Below are 14,277 nucleotides of genomic sequence, written 5' to 3'. Positions count from 1 at the left end.
ACCATCGGCCCCTCGCTCGTGGTCGATGACGCGGATCGGCTAGCCGCGGATCTAGTCGCCAGTCGTCGGCATCTCCGTCTGCCGGACGATGCCGAGGGCCGCCTGACCGGAGGGGTGTTTGGCGCCTCAGGCGGCGCCGCACTTGCGCAGGATGCCGACGAGTTCGCGATGCAGGATCTCGTTGCCGCTGGCGACCGAGCGCGACGCCAGCGGCTCGGTGGCGCCGTCGGCGGAGGTGACGAAGCCGCCGGCCTCGCGCACCAGGATCACGCCGGCTGCCATGTCGTAGGTCTGGAGGTCCCGCTCCCAGTAGAGGTCGAGCCGGCCGCAGGCGACGTAGGCGAGGTCGAGGGCGGCCGAGCCGAGGCGGCGCGTACCGCCCGTCACCGCCATCACGGCGGCGACCTCGCGCAGGAGGCGGGGATGATTGCCGCGGCCGAGATAGGGCGTGCCGTAGGCCGCGAGGGCGTCGGCAAGGTCGGTCCGCCCGGACACGCGCAGGCGCCGGTTGTTCAGGTAGGCGCCCTTGCCGCGCTCGGCAACGAACAGCTCGTCCTTGATCGGGTCGTAAATCACGCCCGCCACGATCTGGCCGTCGCGCTCGAGACCGACCGAGATCGCGAAATGCGGGATTCCGTGCAGGAAGTTGGTAGTGCCGTCGAGGGGATCGACATGCCACGTGTGGCTCTTGTCCTGGCCCTCGATGATCCCGTTCTCCTCCAGCACCAGGCCGTAGCCGGGGCGCGCCCTCATCAGCGCGTCGCGCAGCACCTCCTCGGCCTTGCGATCGGCGGCCGAGACGAAGTTGCCCGGCCCCTTGCGGGAGACCTGCAGGTTCTCGACCTCGCCGAAGTCGCGCTTCAACCCGCGCGCGGCCTTGCGCACGGCATCGACCATCACGGTCATGAGAGGGGAGGAGATCATCGCTGTCCGAACGCTCGCCGGGGTCTGAGGGTTGGCGCGGGTTTAGCGCAAACCGCGAAAAGATCGACCCCGGCTCGCGGGTGGCCGGCATGCGGACGGATCGCCAAGCACGGGTCCCCGCGCGCAGGCGTGAGAGGACCCGGCGCCTGTTCAGGCGGGATCGCCGCGCCTCACTTCGTCATCGCTACGCGCAGGTTCTCGTCGATCTTGTCGAGGAAGCCCGTCGTCGAGAGCCAGCGCTGGTCCGGACCGACGAGGAGGGCGAGGTCCTTCGTCATGAAGCCCGCCTCGACCGTGTCGACGCAGACCGTCTCCAGCGTCGTCGCGAAGGTCGCGAGCGCCGCATTGTCGTCGAGCTTCGCCCGGTGGCTCAGGCCGCGCGACCACGCGAAGATCGAGGCGATCGAGTTCGTCGAGGTCTCCTTGCCTTTCTGGTGCTCGCGATAGTGCCGGGTCACCGTCCCGTGGGCGGCCTCGGCCTCAACGGTCTGTCCATCGGGGGTGAGCAGCACTGAGGTCATCAGGCCGAGCGAGCCGAAGCCCTGCGCCACCGTGTCCGACTGCACGTCGCCGTCGTAGTTCTTGCACGCCCAGACGTAGCCGCCGGACCATTTCAGCGCCGAGGCAACCATGTCGTCGATCAAGCGGTGCTCGTAGAGGATACCCGCGGACTCGAAGCGCGACTTGAACTCGTTGTCGTAGACCTCTTGGAACAGGTCCTTGAAGCGGCCGTCATAGGCCTTGAGGATGGTGTTCTTCGTCGACAGATAAACCGGGTACTTCCGGTTCAGGCCGTAATTCATCGACGCGCGGGCGAAATCGCGGATCGAATCGTCAAGGTTGTACATCGCCATCGCGACGCCGGCCTCGGGGAACTTGAACACCTCCTTCTCGATGACGGTGCCGTCGTCGCCTTCGAACTTGATGGTCAGCCGGCCCTTGCCGGGCACCTTGAAATCGGTGGCGCGATACTGGTCGCCGAAGGCGTGGCGGCCGACGACGATCGGCTGCGTCCAGCCGGGCACCAGACGCGGCACGTTCCGGCAGATGATCGGCTCGCGGAAGATGACGCCGCCCAGGATGTTGCGGATCGTGCCGTTGGGCGACTTCCACATCTCCTTGAGGCCGAACTCCTTCACCCGCGCCTCGTCGGGAGTGATGGTGGCGCATTTCACGCCGACGCCGTGGCGCTTGATGGCGTTGGCGGCATCGACCGTGACCTGATCGTGGGTGGCATCCCGATGCTCGACACCGAGGTCGTAATAGTCGAGATCGATGTCGAGGTAGGGGTGGATCAGCTTGTTCTTGATCTCTGACCAGATGATCCGGGTCATCTCGTCGCCGTCGAGTTCGACGACGGGTTTCGCCACCTTGATCTTGTTCATGGTCGCCTGCGCCTTCCTGGTCCTGAGACTGGCCCTGAGCCCTCGGGCGGCGCCCTCGCAAGCGGGATGCCGCGCTCGGCGCCGTCCATAGCGCGCTGCAGCGCATCGTGGAAGGTTGGGCCGGGGCCGCTCCCTCTGACAAGCAGCGGCCGTTGTCATCCCCGATCCGGCCGACCCGCCGCCGACGATGAGGGCCGGTCGCTACTGCGTGAGACGGGCTACGGCGGTCGCCTGCACGAACATGGCCTGGAGCGCGTCGTTGATCTCCGTGTCGGTGCTTGCCGAGCGGTAGAAGCCGGGAGAGGCGCAACTCTGGAGTATCTTCGGCAGGCCGGGGATGAGAGCGTTCACCTTTACGTTCTCGTATGCGACGTTCTGGTTGTGCGTTGTGACCAACTGCTCGTACGGGATGTAGAGGATCGAGATCGTCACCCCGCGTGCCTTCAGAGCCGCGCAATTGGCCGTTTAGATCTGCTTCGGCTGCGAGCCCGTCCAGCCCGTCCCGTTGTCCCAGTACTGGTCGTTCTGCAGCCCGTCGGTCACGAGGAACACGAACGGTATCGGCGCGGCGGAACTGGTGCCGTTGCCGATCCGAGTGATCTTCTTGTTGATCGCGGGCAGCACGTTCTCGAAATGCGTTCCGCCGCTGCCCTGCGGTTTCGTGGAATCACCGACGTCCATGCAGTTTTTAAGATTGGACGCCGCGCTCTTGAGGCTGTCGAGATCGTTCGTCGAGTCGCCCGCCACCGCCATGTAGCTCACGAACAGGCGCCAAATCGGGCTGAAGACGGGCAGGGCGTAGAAGATCTGCAGATATTCGTACGAGCCGGGCTTGCCGGGGCAGTAGGCCGTCGCGCCGTTGTTCATCGGCACGGCCACGAGCCCGCTCTCGTCAGGCTTCACGAAGGCGTAGTAGCCCCCGGCCGAAGGATCCGCCGTCTTGAGGCTCGTCACGATGTTCGCGCAGGTGAGTCCGATCCCGAGCTGGGGGCGGATTTCAGCCGAGCGGAAGCCGTCTGCTGTCGCCGAATCGGTACCGAGCGCACCGACCATGATCCGGCGTGCGGATGTCGCAGCAGCGCGCTCCAGGCCGGCATAGGCGTAGAGGAAGAGCGCCGCCTACATGATCTCGAGGAGAGCCAGGAAGAGGATCGGCGAGACGAGGGCGAATTCGAGCGCGGTGGCGCCCCCTCGCTCCCGGCGAAGGTCGCGGCATGCGCCGATCCATCGAGCAAGGTGTGCCCCATCGTGACAGGACCTGAGATCGGATGCAGTCCCTGCAGATCCGCGCCATGCGAGCCCCTTGGCCCCGGACGACCGCTTCTCAGATTGAGCGACATGGATTGATAGAGCGGTCAGCCGCGCGCCCACATTCCGCCGGTTCACTGGGAAAAACCGGTCAGATTGCACAAAATCGAATTGTCCGCCGCCTGAGCCACCCTGAAAAGAGAAAAAATCGCTCTTTAACGCGGCACCACACGCGGGCCAGGCGCGGCAGCCTCTGGATTCGTCGAGCGGGAGCGCGCAGAAGGTCGCTGCCAAGGCGCCGGAGGGCGCCTACGATCCCGTCCACGCCGCCCATGCCACGAGAGACCTCAACCGAGATCCCGCTCGGGATCGCCCCCGTCATCATCCTCGTCGAGCCGCAACTCGCCGAGAATATCGGCATGACCGCCCGCGCCATGGCGAATTTCGGGCTGTCGGAGCTTCGCCTCGTCAATCCGAAGAACGGCTGGCCCAAGAAGGGCGTGCGTGAAGCCGCCTCGGGCGCCACGCACGTCCTCGACACGGCGCGGATCTACGCGGACGTTCCGGAGGCGATCGGGGACCTGAACTACGTGCTCGCCACGACGGCCCGGGAGCGCGGACAGATGAAGCGGGTTTTGGGACCGGACGAGGCCATGCGCGAGGTCGTGGCGCGCGACGGGCAGCGCGTCGGCATCCTGTTCGGCCGCGAGCGTGTCGGCCTCAGCAACGAGGAAGTGTCGCTGGCCGATGCCATCGTCACCTTCCCGGTCTCGCCGGACTTTCCCTCCCTCAACCTCGCCCAGGGCGTGCTCCTCACCGGCTACGAGTGGCGGCGCGCAGCGGGGCGCGCCCGTCTGCCCTTCTCCGGTGAGATGCTGTCGCCGCCGGCGACCCGAGAAGCCCTGCTGTCGCTGTTCGACAGCCTGGAGGCGGCGCTCGGCCGAGCTGGCTACTACCCGGCCGACAAGCGCGAGATCATGGCCCGCAACATGCGCGACATACTCCACCGCATGTCCATGACCGAGCAGGACGTGCGCACCCTGCGGGGTGCCCTTCGCGCGCTGACCCTGCCGCGAAGGAGCGGACGCTCCGACGAACGCGGGCGGGACGGGGATTAACACCCGGCATTAACGCGGCCTCTAGGATTTCCACCGGACAATCCGGGCCGCCATGGATCGTAGAAACCTGAAGAGCATCAGCGGAGAGCTCGCCTGCGCGGAGCGCGAGGCGGCCTTCCAAACGGCGCGCCTGCCGGAGACGCTACGACACGCCCGCCTGCTGTTCGGCCTTTCGGTGGTCCTGAACTTCATGTTCCTGGCGAGCGACTGGCGGTTCTACGGGGATCCGCACTTCCTCGTGGCGGTGCCGGCCCGGCTCGCCCTCGTCATCACCTCTGTCCTCTGCCTCGGCGGCGCCCCCTACATCCGCAGCTTCCCGGCCCTGCAACGGCTTCTTCTGGGCTGGGAAGCTGTGACGGCGCTCGGCGTCGCACTCCTCGTCTCGTCCCGCTCCGACATCGCCCTCTACGTGGTGCTCCTCCTGCCGGCGATCTTCCTTCTCGTCGTCCCGACGAGCTTTCGCTGGACGATTCTGGTCGGCACCGGCACGTCGAGTTTGCTGCTGGCGAGTTACATGCTGCCTCCGCCGCTGCCGGCCACCGCGCTCGGCCTCGCGCTCGCCGCAGCCATCGCCAACGCCGCGCTTCTCCTCGTCGTCGTGCGATCCAACAGGCTGCGGCGCCTGGAATGGCTGGCCATGCAGGCCGAACGGCATGCTCATGAGAAGCTCGACGAGAGCCGCCAGCTCTTCGAAACCCTGTTCAAGGCCGTCCCGATCCCCGTCAGCGTGACCGACCTGCCCGACGGGCGGATCATCAGCATGAACGACGCGGCGCTGCGCTTCTTTGGCATCGACGAGGGTAGCGACCCGTCGGGCTGCACGACGCGGGACCTCATCGCCCTGTCGGAACGACGTCAGATCCGGGACGAGCTCGAGCGGAACGCCTCCGTGCGCGATCTCGAGACGTCCGTTCGGACCGTCGGGGGCGAGGCGCGCGATGTCCTGCTCTTCGCCGATCGGGTCGAGATCGGAGGTCGCGCGGGGGTGATCGCGAGCCTCGTGGACATCACGAGCCGCAAGGCCGTCGAGGAGGCGATCCGCGAGGCAGCCAACCACGACGTGCTCACCGGGCTACCGAACCGTGCCCTGTTCCAGGCGACGCTCGACAACGCCCTGCGACGCGCGGAGACGCACGGCTCGCGCGTCGGGCTCATCCTCCTCGACCTCGATGCCTTCAAGGAAGTCAACGACACGCTCGGCCACGATGCGGGCGACCTGCTTCTGAAGGAGGTGGGACGGCGCCTGTCGAGCCTCGTCGGACCGGGCGATCTTGTTGCGCGGCTCGGCGGCGACGAGTTCGTCGTCATCGCCGCCGGCGAACCCGATCTGGCGGAGCCGAGCCGGCGCGTGCACGATCTGGCGCAGGCTGTGCTCGACGGGCTCACCACTCCGATCGCGATCGGCGGCCGCAGCGTCTCGCCCCGGGCAAGCCTCGGGGTCGCGCTCTTCCCCGAGCACGCCCGCAGCGCGGCCGATCTTCTGACAGACGCCGATCTCGCGCTCTACGCGGCCAAAGCCGCGGGGCGCAACCGGGTGACCGTGTTCGCGCCGGCTCTGCGCGCCAGCATCGAGGAGCGGGTCACGGTCGCGCGCGAGGTGCGGGCAGCCCTCGACGAGGGCTGGATCGTGCCCTTCTACCAGCCGAAGGTCTGCCTGGAGACGGGACATATCGTCGGCTTCGAAGCGCTCGCGCGCTGGCGCCATCCGAGCCGTGGCCTCCTCTCGCCCGCCGCCTTCGCCTCCGTCTTCGACGACGCCGAGATCGGCGCACAGCTCGGCTTCCGCATCGCGGAGCAGGTGGCTCGGGACATCCGCCGCTGGATCGGCCTCGGCCTCGATCCCGGCCGGGTCTTCGTGAACCTTTCGACCGCACAATTCGCGGAGGACGATCTCGCCGGACGCCTCCTCGCGATCTTCGCCGCGGCGGGCGTGGACCAATCGCGCTTCGGCGTCGAGGTCACCGAGACGGTCCTGATCGGCGGCCAGGGCGACCGCGTCGCCGGCACGCTGGAGCGCCTGCACGCGGCCGGCGTGCGGGTCGCCCTCGACGATTTCGGGACGGGCTACGCCTCGCTGACGCACCTCAAGAGATTCCCGGTCGACGAGATCAAGGTCGATCGCAGCTTCGTCAACGACCTGACCCACGACGCGAACGACGCTGCGATCGTCACTGCCGTGCTGCAACTCGGGCGCAGCCTCGGCCTCGCGGTCACGGCGGAGGGGATCGAGACGCCCGAGCAGGTCGAGTTCCTGCGCGGCGGCGGGTGCACCTTCGCGCAGGGCTACCTGTATGGGAAACCTGTCGCGGGGAGCCGCGTGCCCTGGCTCCTCGCCCAAGACGCGCGAGACCGGGAGCCGGCACACCTCCTCGCCCAGGCCAGTTGAACGCGCCCGTTAGCCGACCTTGGCCAGGGCCTGCTCGATGTCGGCGATGAGATCCTCGACGGATTCGAGGCCGATCGAGAGGCGCACCGTCTCCGGCCCGACGCAGGCAGCGGCCTTCTCGTCGTCGGCAAGTTGCCGGTGCGTCGTGGTGGCGGGATGGATCGCCAGCGACTTGATCTCGCCGATGTTCACGAGATGGGAGACGAGCTCCAAGCTCATGATGAAACGGATTGCGGCCGCCTCGCCGCCCTTGAGGGCGAAGGTGAAGATCGAGCCCGGACCCTGCGGGACGTAGCGCTTGGCGAGGGCTTCGCCGGGTTGGCCGGGGAGGCCGGGATAGCTCACCCAATCGACCTTCGGATGGTCCTTCAGGTAGGCCGCGACCGCGCGGGCGTTGGCGCAGTGCCGCTCCATGCGAAGCGGCAGTGTCTCGATGCCGGTGAGCGTGAGGAACGCATTCATCGGCGAGAGCCCGGGTCCCAGATCCCGCAGGCCGAAGAGGCGGCAGGCCACCGCGAAGCTGATCTCCGGAAAGCGCTCGGTGATCACGAGCCCGTCGTAATCGGGCCAGGGATCGGTGATGAGGTTGTAGGCGCTGGTCTTCGTCCAATCGAACGAGCCGGCATCGCAGATGACGCCGCCGATCGTCTGGCCCGATCCGCCGAGGAACTTCGAGGTGGAGTGCACCACGATGTCGGCGCCGTACTCGATCGGCCGGATGAGGGCCGGCGAGGCGAGCGTATTGTCCACGACGAGCGGCAAGCCGTGCCGGCGCGCCACCGCGGAGATCCCCTCGAGGTCCATCACCGTGGCGCAGGGATTGACGATGGACTCGCAGACGATCGCGCGCGTCTCCGGCGTGATCGCCGCCTCGAAATCCGCCGGTGACAGGCCCTTCGCGAATTGCGGCTTGAGGTCGTAGCGCCCGTCGAGCCGGCGCATCAATCCGAGCGAGCCTCCGAAGAGCCGCGGCGATGCGACGTAGGCGTCCCCGCTCTTCATCAGCGTCATCAGGACGAGCAGCACCGCCGACTGGCCGGAGGAGACCGCCACCGCAGCCTTCGCGCCCTCCAACGCGGCGACGCGCCGCTCGAGCGCGGCGACCGTCGGATTCGAGCCGCGCGAGTAGGAGAAGCCGGTGCGGCGCATCGCGAAGATGTCGGCCGCCTGCTCGGTCGAGTCGAAGACGAACCCGTTCGTGAAGTAGATCGGCTGGGCCCGCGCGCCGGTCGCGGGGTCCGGAGCGGCGCCGGCATGAATCGCCTGGGTCGCGAAACGGGGGGTACGGGATTCGGCGGACATCGATGGGGACTCGCGCTTGTCTCGGGCGAGGGCGTCAGGCGGCGCGGCGCACGAAGGCACGCAGCGTCCGCACGAGGGTGGTCGGCTCGTAGGGCTTCGGGATGAAGCGGGCGCCGTCCGGCATGTCGTTGGGGCCGGGCATGCCCATGCCGGACACGACGAGAACCGGGATCCGGGGCCAGCGGTCGGCGACGAGGCGGGCGAGGGCGAAGCCGTCCATCGAGCCCTGCGGCATGTCCACGTCCGTCATCAGGACGCCGACATCATCGCGATTCTCCAGTACCTTCAAAGCCTTGTCGGCGTGGGTCGCCTCGACGACAGTGAAGCCGGCATCCGCGAGCGTGTCGGAGGCTTCCATCAGGAGAAGGCCGTCATCCTCGACGAGAAGCACGACGGGTTGCTCGGGGGTATCAGTCATCAGGCCTGAGGTGATCCCTTGAACCGGAACCCGCGGCCTATTCCCCATGCTCCCCGGCGTCAAGGAGCGCGGTCGAACCGCTCTCGGTCGGTTTGACGCGGCGCAGCATGAACCCGGCCCGGGCGCTCAGCCGGTTCCGGCTAGGACCGCCGAGAGCGGCGCCCGCAGGGCGAGGATGGCGCCCGTCTCCGGATAGGTCAGGCTGACCGACCCGCCGAAGCCCTGGACCAGGCTGCGCTCGATCAGCCGCGAGCCGAAGCCGCTGCGGGTCGGCGGCGCGACCGGGGGGCCGCCGCGCTCCTCCCAGCGGAAGCGCAGCTGCGCTTCCCCGCCGTACTCCTCGACATCCCACTCGATCGCCACATGGCCGGATGCCGTCGAGAGGGCGCCGTACTTCGCGGCGTTCGTGCCCAGTTCGTGCAGCATCAGGGCAAAGGTCAGGCCCGGGCGGGGGCCGAGCGTCAGGTTCGGCCCCGTGACGCGGAAACGCTCCCCGTCCCCGTGTAGCGCGATCGTCCCTTCGACGAGGCCGTGCAGATCGACGCTCGACCACGAGCCCTGGATCAGCACATCGTGCGCCTGCGCGAGAGCGGCGAGACGCGCGCCGAGGGCTTCCGCCGCCGCATCGAGGGAGACGGCATTGCGCAGGGTCTGCGCGGCGATGGCCTGGACCATGGCGAGCGTGTTCTTCACCCGGTGCGAGAGTTCCTGCATCAGCAGGGTCTGGCGCGCCTCGGTCTCCTTCAATTCATCGAGATCGAGCTCGTAGACCTCCGCGGCCCGCTCCGCCTCGCGGCGGATGCGGAGATTCTCGGCGGCGACCCGGTCCGCTGCGGCACGGTTTGCGTCGCGCTCGGCCAGGAAGAATCGGCCGAGACGCTCGTGGCGCTGAGCGATCATCACGGTCTGGCGGCGGGCGTGGCCGAGCAGCGCGCGCAGGCGGGCGTTCTCGGCCTCCAGCGCCGTCAGGCGCGGCTCGTTCGCTGCGGAATTGGAAATGGTGCTCGTATACACCCTCGCGCTCCCCGTCCGCGCCGAGCACCGGTCGCTCGCAGGTCGCCCCGTGAGCCGCCGGACATGACGCCTCTCCCCGCCGACCGGCGAGCCGTGGCGACTTCAGCGTCAATTCATCGACGGGAACCGGCGGTTTGCCCGCTTCTCGCTCTCGACGACGGCTCGACGTCTCGCGATTCGGTGGTGAATCGACCGTATCGGGCCGGATCACGATCGGCAAGTAACGATAAAAATGCCCAGAAGAAATCAGCGGTCCGAAAACTTGCCTAAGGGCGTACCGGATCGTGCCATCATTTGTTGCGGCCGAGGAGCACCAGCCAGCCGACGCCGAGGGTGAAGACCATCAGACCGATGGTGATGAAGACCGGCGTGCCGAGATCGATCAGGCGCGGCGCGAGCTGCGTGGCGAAGGCCGCCACCACCAGTGCGACGGCGACGCGGGCGGCAGCCCGCTCGATGCCGCGGGTCACCTTGTCGAGGCCCTTCACCTCGATCTCCACCGTCACGCGACCCTGCTTGAGGCGCACCAGCATGAGGTGAATCAGGGTCGGCAACTCGGAGGCCGCGCCGAACAGGCCAACGCCGAGGGCCTCGGCCTTCCGCCTGATGCCGCGCAGCGAGAACTGCGTCTGCATGGTCGAGCGGACGGTCGGGCCGGCCGCGGCGAAGAGGTCGAAGTTCGGATCGAGGTGGCGCATCACGCCGTCGGCAGTGACGAGCCCCTTGAACAGGATCGCGAGATCGGTCGGCATGGCGAGGTCGTTCTCGCGCGCCATCGTCATGAAGTCCGTCAGGACGAGACCGAGATTGAGCGGGATCGCGGAGTGACTCTCCACGAAGGCCTGCGCCGAGGCTTCGAGCTTGGTGAGGTCGGGGTTCGACGTACCGGTCCAGTCGAGGAGAACGGCCATCAGGCCGTCCGCATCCTGCTTCAGCATTGCGCCGATGAGCACGAGGAGCTGGCCACGCCGCTTCTGCGAGAGCCGGCCGACAATGCCGAAATCGATGAAGCCGATCCGGTTGCCGGGCATCGCCAGCAGGTTTCCGGGATGCGGATCGGCGTGGAACACGCCCTCGATCAGTGCCATGCGCAGGAAGGCGTCGGTGCCCTTCTGGGCCAGCAGCTTCTTGTCGACACCGGCCGCGCGCAGGCCGGCCTCATCGTTCGGCGAGATGCCGTGGATGAACTCTTGGACGAGGACGCGCTCGGAGCACCATTCCCAGTAGATTTTCGGGAAGACGATGTCGTCGCGATCGTCGAAGATGGCCGCGAGCAATTCGCAGTTGCGCGCCTCGTTGAGGAGGTCCAGCTCACCGTTCAGGCCGGCCGCGAGGTGGCGCATCTGCTCGCGCGGCTGGTAGCGGGCCATGTCCGGCCATTCGGTCTCGACGATCCGGGCGCCGTGAGCCATCAGCCGCAGGTCCGCCTCGATAATCTTCCGCAGACCCGGCCGCAGGACCTTGACGACGACATCCTCGCCCGAATGCAGGCGCGCCCGGTAGACCTGGGCGATCGAGGCGGAGGCGATCGGCTCCACGTCGAACTCGGCGAAGACCTCCGAGGGCGGAGCACCGAGATCGGCTTCCAGCTGCGGGCGGATCTGATCCCAGTGGACGGGCGAGACCTGGCTGTGAAGCTTCTCCAGTTCCTCAGTCCAGGCGGGCGCGAGGAGATCCGGGCGACTCGCCAGCACCTGCCCGAACTTGATGAAGGTCGGACCCAGGGCTTCGATGGCCCGACGCAGCCGCTCCGGCTGCGACAGGCGCGTGACGTCGACCCGAGGACCGCGCTTTGGCAGGAGGGGAATGTATCGGAGCCCCAGGCGGTCGACGACCTTGTTCACGCCGAAGCCGATCAGGATCGTGGCGATCTCCGAGAGGCGCTGGCGATCGCGCGCGGCAACGAAGGCGGTTTTCAGCATGGAGGATCACGACCTGTGGCCGCGCGGTCCGACGGCCTCAATGGGCGGGACATCATGCGGGTTCGACTTTTTTAGGGACGGGCCCCGGCCGGCGAAAGCGTGTGCGGGCGAATGCGCGGTGCCGCACGGCGCGCCCCATCGCCGCGCGTGAGCGACGGCCCCGCCATTCGCATGTCCCGGGCTGCCTTGCGCTGCTCTCGCGCAGGGGCGTAAACGCAACCGGGCAGCGTATGCCCGAGGAGAGACCGATGACCGACCGCCTGCCCGGCTTCAACACCCTGGCGATCCACGCGGGCGCGGCGCCCGACGCGGCCACGGGCGCGCGGGCGACGCCGATCTACCAGACCACGAGCTTCGTCTTCGACGACGTGGACCATGCGGCCTCGCTGTTCGGGCTCCAGGCTTTCGGCAACATCTACACGCGCATCACCAACCCGACGAACGCGGTGCTGGAGGAGCGGATCGCGGCGCTCGAAGGCGGTACCGCGGCGCTCGCCGTGGCCTCCGGCCACGCGGCCGAGTTCCTAACCATGCACGCCCTGATGCAGCCGGGCGACGAGTTCGTGGCGGCCAACAAGCTCTACGGTGGCTCGATCAACCAGTTCAACCACTCCTACAAGAACTTCGGCTGGTCGGTGGTCTGGGCGGACACCGACGATCCCGCCTCGTTCGAGCGGGCGATCACGCCGCGCACGAAGGCGATCTTCTGCGAGTCGATCGCCAATCCGGGCGGCGTCATCACGGACATCGCCGCGATCTCGGCCATCGCGAAGCGCCACAACATCCCGCTCGTCGTCGACAACACGATGGCGACGCCGTACCTGATCCGGCCCTTCGAGCACGGCGCCGACATCATCGTGCACTCGGCCACCAAGTTCCTTGGCGGTCACGGCAACTCGATCGGCGGCCTGATCGTCGACGGCGGCAGCTTCAACTGGGCGGGCGACGCGCGCTACCCGATGCTGAGCGAGCCGCGGCCGGAATATGCCGGCATGGTGCTCTCGGAGACGTTCGGCAATTTCGGGTTCGCCATCGCCTGCCGGGTCCTCGGACTGCGCGATCTAGGGCCGGCGCTGTCGCCGTTCAACGCCTTCCTGATCCTGAACGGCATCGAGACCCTGCCCCTGCGCATGCAACGCCACTCGGACAACGCGCTGACGGTCGCGACGCACCTTGCCAACCACGCGGCGGTTGACTGGGTGAGCTACCCGGGCCTCGAGTCCGACAAGTACCATCAGCTCGCCCGCCGCTACACGCCGAACGGGGCGGGTGCCGTCTTCACCTTCGGGCTGAAGGGCGGCTACGAGGCGGGCGTGAAGCTCGTTTCGCACCTGCAGCTCTTCTCGCATCTCGCCAATATCGGCGACACCCGCTCGCTCGTCATCCACCCGGCCTCCACGACCCACCGCCAGCTCACGGACGCTCAGAAGACCGCGGCGGGCGCAGGGCCCGAGGTGGTGCGCCTCTCGATCGGGCTCGAAGATCCGGCGGACCTGATCGAGGATCTCGACGCGGCCCTGACGGCGTGAGAGCCCTATGGCGCACTTTACTGATCCCAATCCCGGTCTCACAGCTCGAGGCCGGGGGTCGAGCGCAGTCCAGTCCCCCGGCTTCGCTCAGAACCGCCAGGCCGTGACAGCCTTCAGGTTCCCGTAGCCGGACAGGGTCGGGATCGCGATCGCAGCGTGGGCGACACCCCGTTCGGCGGGTCCGACGAGCCAAGGCGCATCCACCGTGCAATTCCCGGTGATCGCGGGGAGGCCGGTCGCGAGGACCCTGCCGAGGAGCCCGGCCTCCGGCCCGATCAGGCGGGGGCGCGGCGTGTCGCTCTCCTCGGAGAGACCGGCATCGTAGACGAGGCCGCCGCCCTCGGCAGCGGGGATCCAGATCTCGAAACGCCCGGCGAGCGGCGTGCCGAGGGCCGAGAGGAACAGCATCACCCAGATCCGGCCAGGGTCGTAGTTGCAGGGCAGTCCGAGCCCGAGGCTCAGCCCGACCTGCAGCGCCTCCTCGTGGCGCAGGAAACGCTCAGAGCGGTAGATCTCGCGGAACACCATCGGCATGTCGGAGGCCCAGACGCTGCCCGGAAGCCCGAAGCCGCGGCCGAAGCGTTTCAGCCGCGAGACCGTCTCGAACAGCTGGGCCCCACCGTAATAGCCGTCGTCGAGACCGATCTGCGCGTCGGCTTCGGGATCGTGCTTCCAGACCTCGATCGCTCCGACATGGCGCGCGTCGTCGCCGCAGAGAAATACGACCACGGCCTGGACGCTGTCGCCCGAGAAGATCGGCATCGCGATGCCGGAGGTGAGCCCGGCCTCCGCCGCCGCCTCGATGCGCCGGAAGGACGAGTCCTTCAGGCTCTTGATGACGATCGGGTGCCGGGCCGCCCAGGCCTCTCCGGGTAACCCTTCCCCCATGCGGAATCGGATGCCGCGGCTCGTCTCGGCAAAGGCGGTCAGGTCGCCATAGAGGCCGTCCCCGAAGACGAGTTCCGTGCCGTCGGGGCTGGGCAACCAGACTTCGGCGGCACGGATGAAGGACCGCATCGACATGCGAGAGT

12 protein-coding genes are annotated in these 14,277 nt (G+C 67.9%); 3 read left to right on the top strand and 9 right to left on the bottom strand.

Annotated elements, in window-relative coordinates:
• Positions 1-126: 126 nt before the first annotated feature.
• From E1J50_RS09615 to E1J50_RS09605, 4 genes are all read right to left on the bottom strand, one after another.
• The gene (locus tag E1J50_RS09615; protein WP_132252940.1) at positions 127-924 is read right to left on the bottom strand and encodes an inositol monophosphatase family protein; all 798 of its coding nucleotides are present in this window, start codon (positions 922-924) and stop codon (positions 127-129) included.
• A 170-nt stretch (positions 925-1,094) separates the two neighbouring features.
• Entirely contained in the window at positions 1,095-2,309 is a 1,215-nt protein-coding gene (locus E1J50_RS09610; RefSeq protein WP_132252937.1) for an NADP-dependent isocitrate dehydrogenase, read from the bottom strand.
• Between the two features lie 201 nt (positions 2,310-2,510).
• On the bottom strand, positions 2,511-2,660 hold the full coding sequence (locus E1J50_RS27220; RefSeq protein WP_165937825.1) for a hypothetical protein: 150 nt from the start codon (positions 2,658-2,660) through the stop codon (positions 2,511-2,513).
• A gap of 114 nt (positions 2,661-2,774) precedes the next feature.
• Complete coding sequence (locus tag E1J50_RS09605; RefSeq protein WP_132252934.1) at positions 2,775-3,263, bottom strand: hypothetical protein; 489 nt, start codon at positions 3,261-3,263, stop codon at positions 2,775-2,777.
• A gap of 626 nt (positions 3,264-3,889) precedes the next feature.
• On the opposite strand from E1J50_RS09605, the gene E1J50_RS09600 reads away from it, so the two are divergent.
• Positions 3,890-4,675, top strand: a complete 786-nt coding sequence (locus tag E1J50_RS09600) for an RNA methyltransferase (RefSeq protein ID WP_132252931.1) — start codon at positions 3,890-3,892, stop codon at positions 4,673-4,675.
• Between the two features lie 52 nt (positions 4,676-4,727).
• A complete protein-coding gene (locus tag E1J50_RS09595; protein WP_132252928.1) occupies positions 4,728-7,061 on the top strand; it encodes a putative bifunctional diguanylate cyclase/phosphodiesterase in 2,334 nt (777 codons plus the stop codon).
• Positions 7,062-7,070: 9 nt separating this feature from the next.
• On the opposite strand, the gene E1J50_RS09590 is transcribed toward E1J50_RS09595, so the two are convergent.
• From E1J50_RS09590 to E1J50_RS09575, 4 genes are all read right to left on the bottom strand, one after another.
• The gene (locus E1J50_RS09590) at positions 7,071-8,363 is read right to left on the bottom strand and encodes an O-acetylhomoserine aminocarboxypropyltransferase/cysteine synthase family protein (protein WP_132252924.1); all 1,293 of its coding nucleotides are present in this window, start codon (positions 8,361-8,363) and stop codon (positions 7,071-7,073) included.
• A gap of 34 nt (positions 8,364-8,397) precedes the next feature.
• Positions 8,398-8,781: a response regulator gene (locus tag E1J50_RS09585; RefSeq protein WP_132252921.1), complete on the bottom strand. Its 384-nt coding sequence runs from the start codon at positions 8,779-8,781 to the stop codon at positions 8,398-8,400.
• 126 nt (positions 8,782-8,907) lie between these two features.
• Positions 8,908-9,795: a sensor histidine kinase gene (locus E1J50_RS09580; RefSeq protein WP_245516504.1), complete on the bottom strand. Its 888-nt coding sequence runs from the start codon at positions 9,793-9,795 to the stop codon at positions 8,908-8,910.
• Between the two features lie 290 nt (positions 9,796-10,085).
• On the bottom strand, positions 10,086-11,717 hold the full coding sequence (locus E1J50_RS09575; RefSeq protein WP_132252918.1) for an ABC1 kinase family protein: 1,632 nt from the start codon (positions 11,715-11,717) through the stop codon (positions 10,086-10,088).
• Between the two features lie 248 nt (positions 11,718-11,965).
• Between E1J50_RS09575 and E1J50_RS09570 the strand changes: the two genes are divergently transcribed.
• Entirely contained in the window at positions 11,966-13,246 is a 1,281-nt protein-coding gene (locus E1J50_RS09570; protein ID WP_132252915.1) for an O-acetylhomoserine aminocarboxypropyltransferase, read from the top strand.
• 87 nt (positions 13,247-13,333) lie between these two features.
• On the opposite strand, the gene E1J50_RS09565 is transcribed toward E1J50_RS09570, so the two are convergent.
• Positions 13,334-14,269, bottom strand: a complete 936-nt coding sequence (locus E1J50_RS09565; protein ID WP_132252911.1) for a GAF domain-containing protein — start codon at positions 14,267-14,269, stop codon at positions 13,334-13,336.
• Between the last annotated feature and the right edge of the window lie 8 nt (positions 14,270-14,277).

This window comes from Methylobacterium segetis, from assembly GCF_004348265.1.
Taxonomy (GTDB): Bacteria; Pseudomonadota; Alphaproteobacteria; order Rhizobiales; family Beijerinckiaceae; genus Methylobacterium; species Methylobacterium segetis.
The sequence above is the reverse complement of the archived record's forward strand: the minus strand, read 5'-3'. Positions and strand labels throughout refer to the sequence as shown.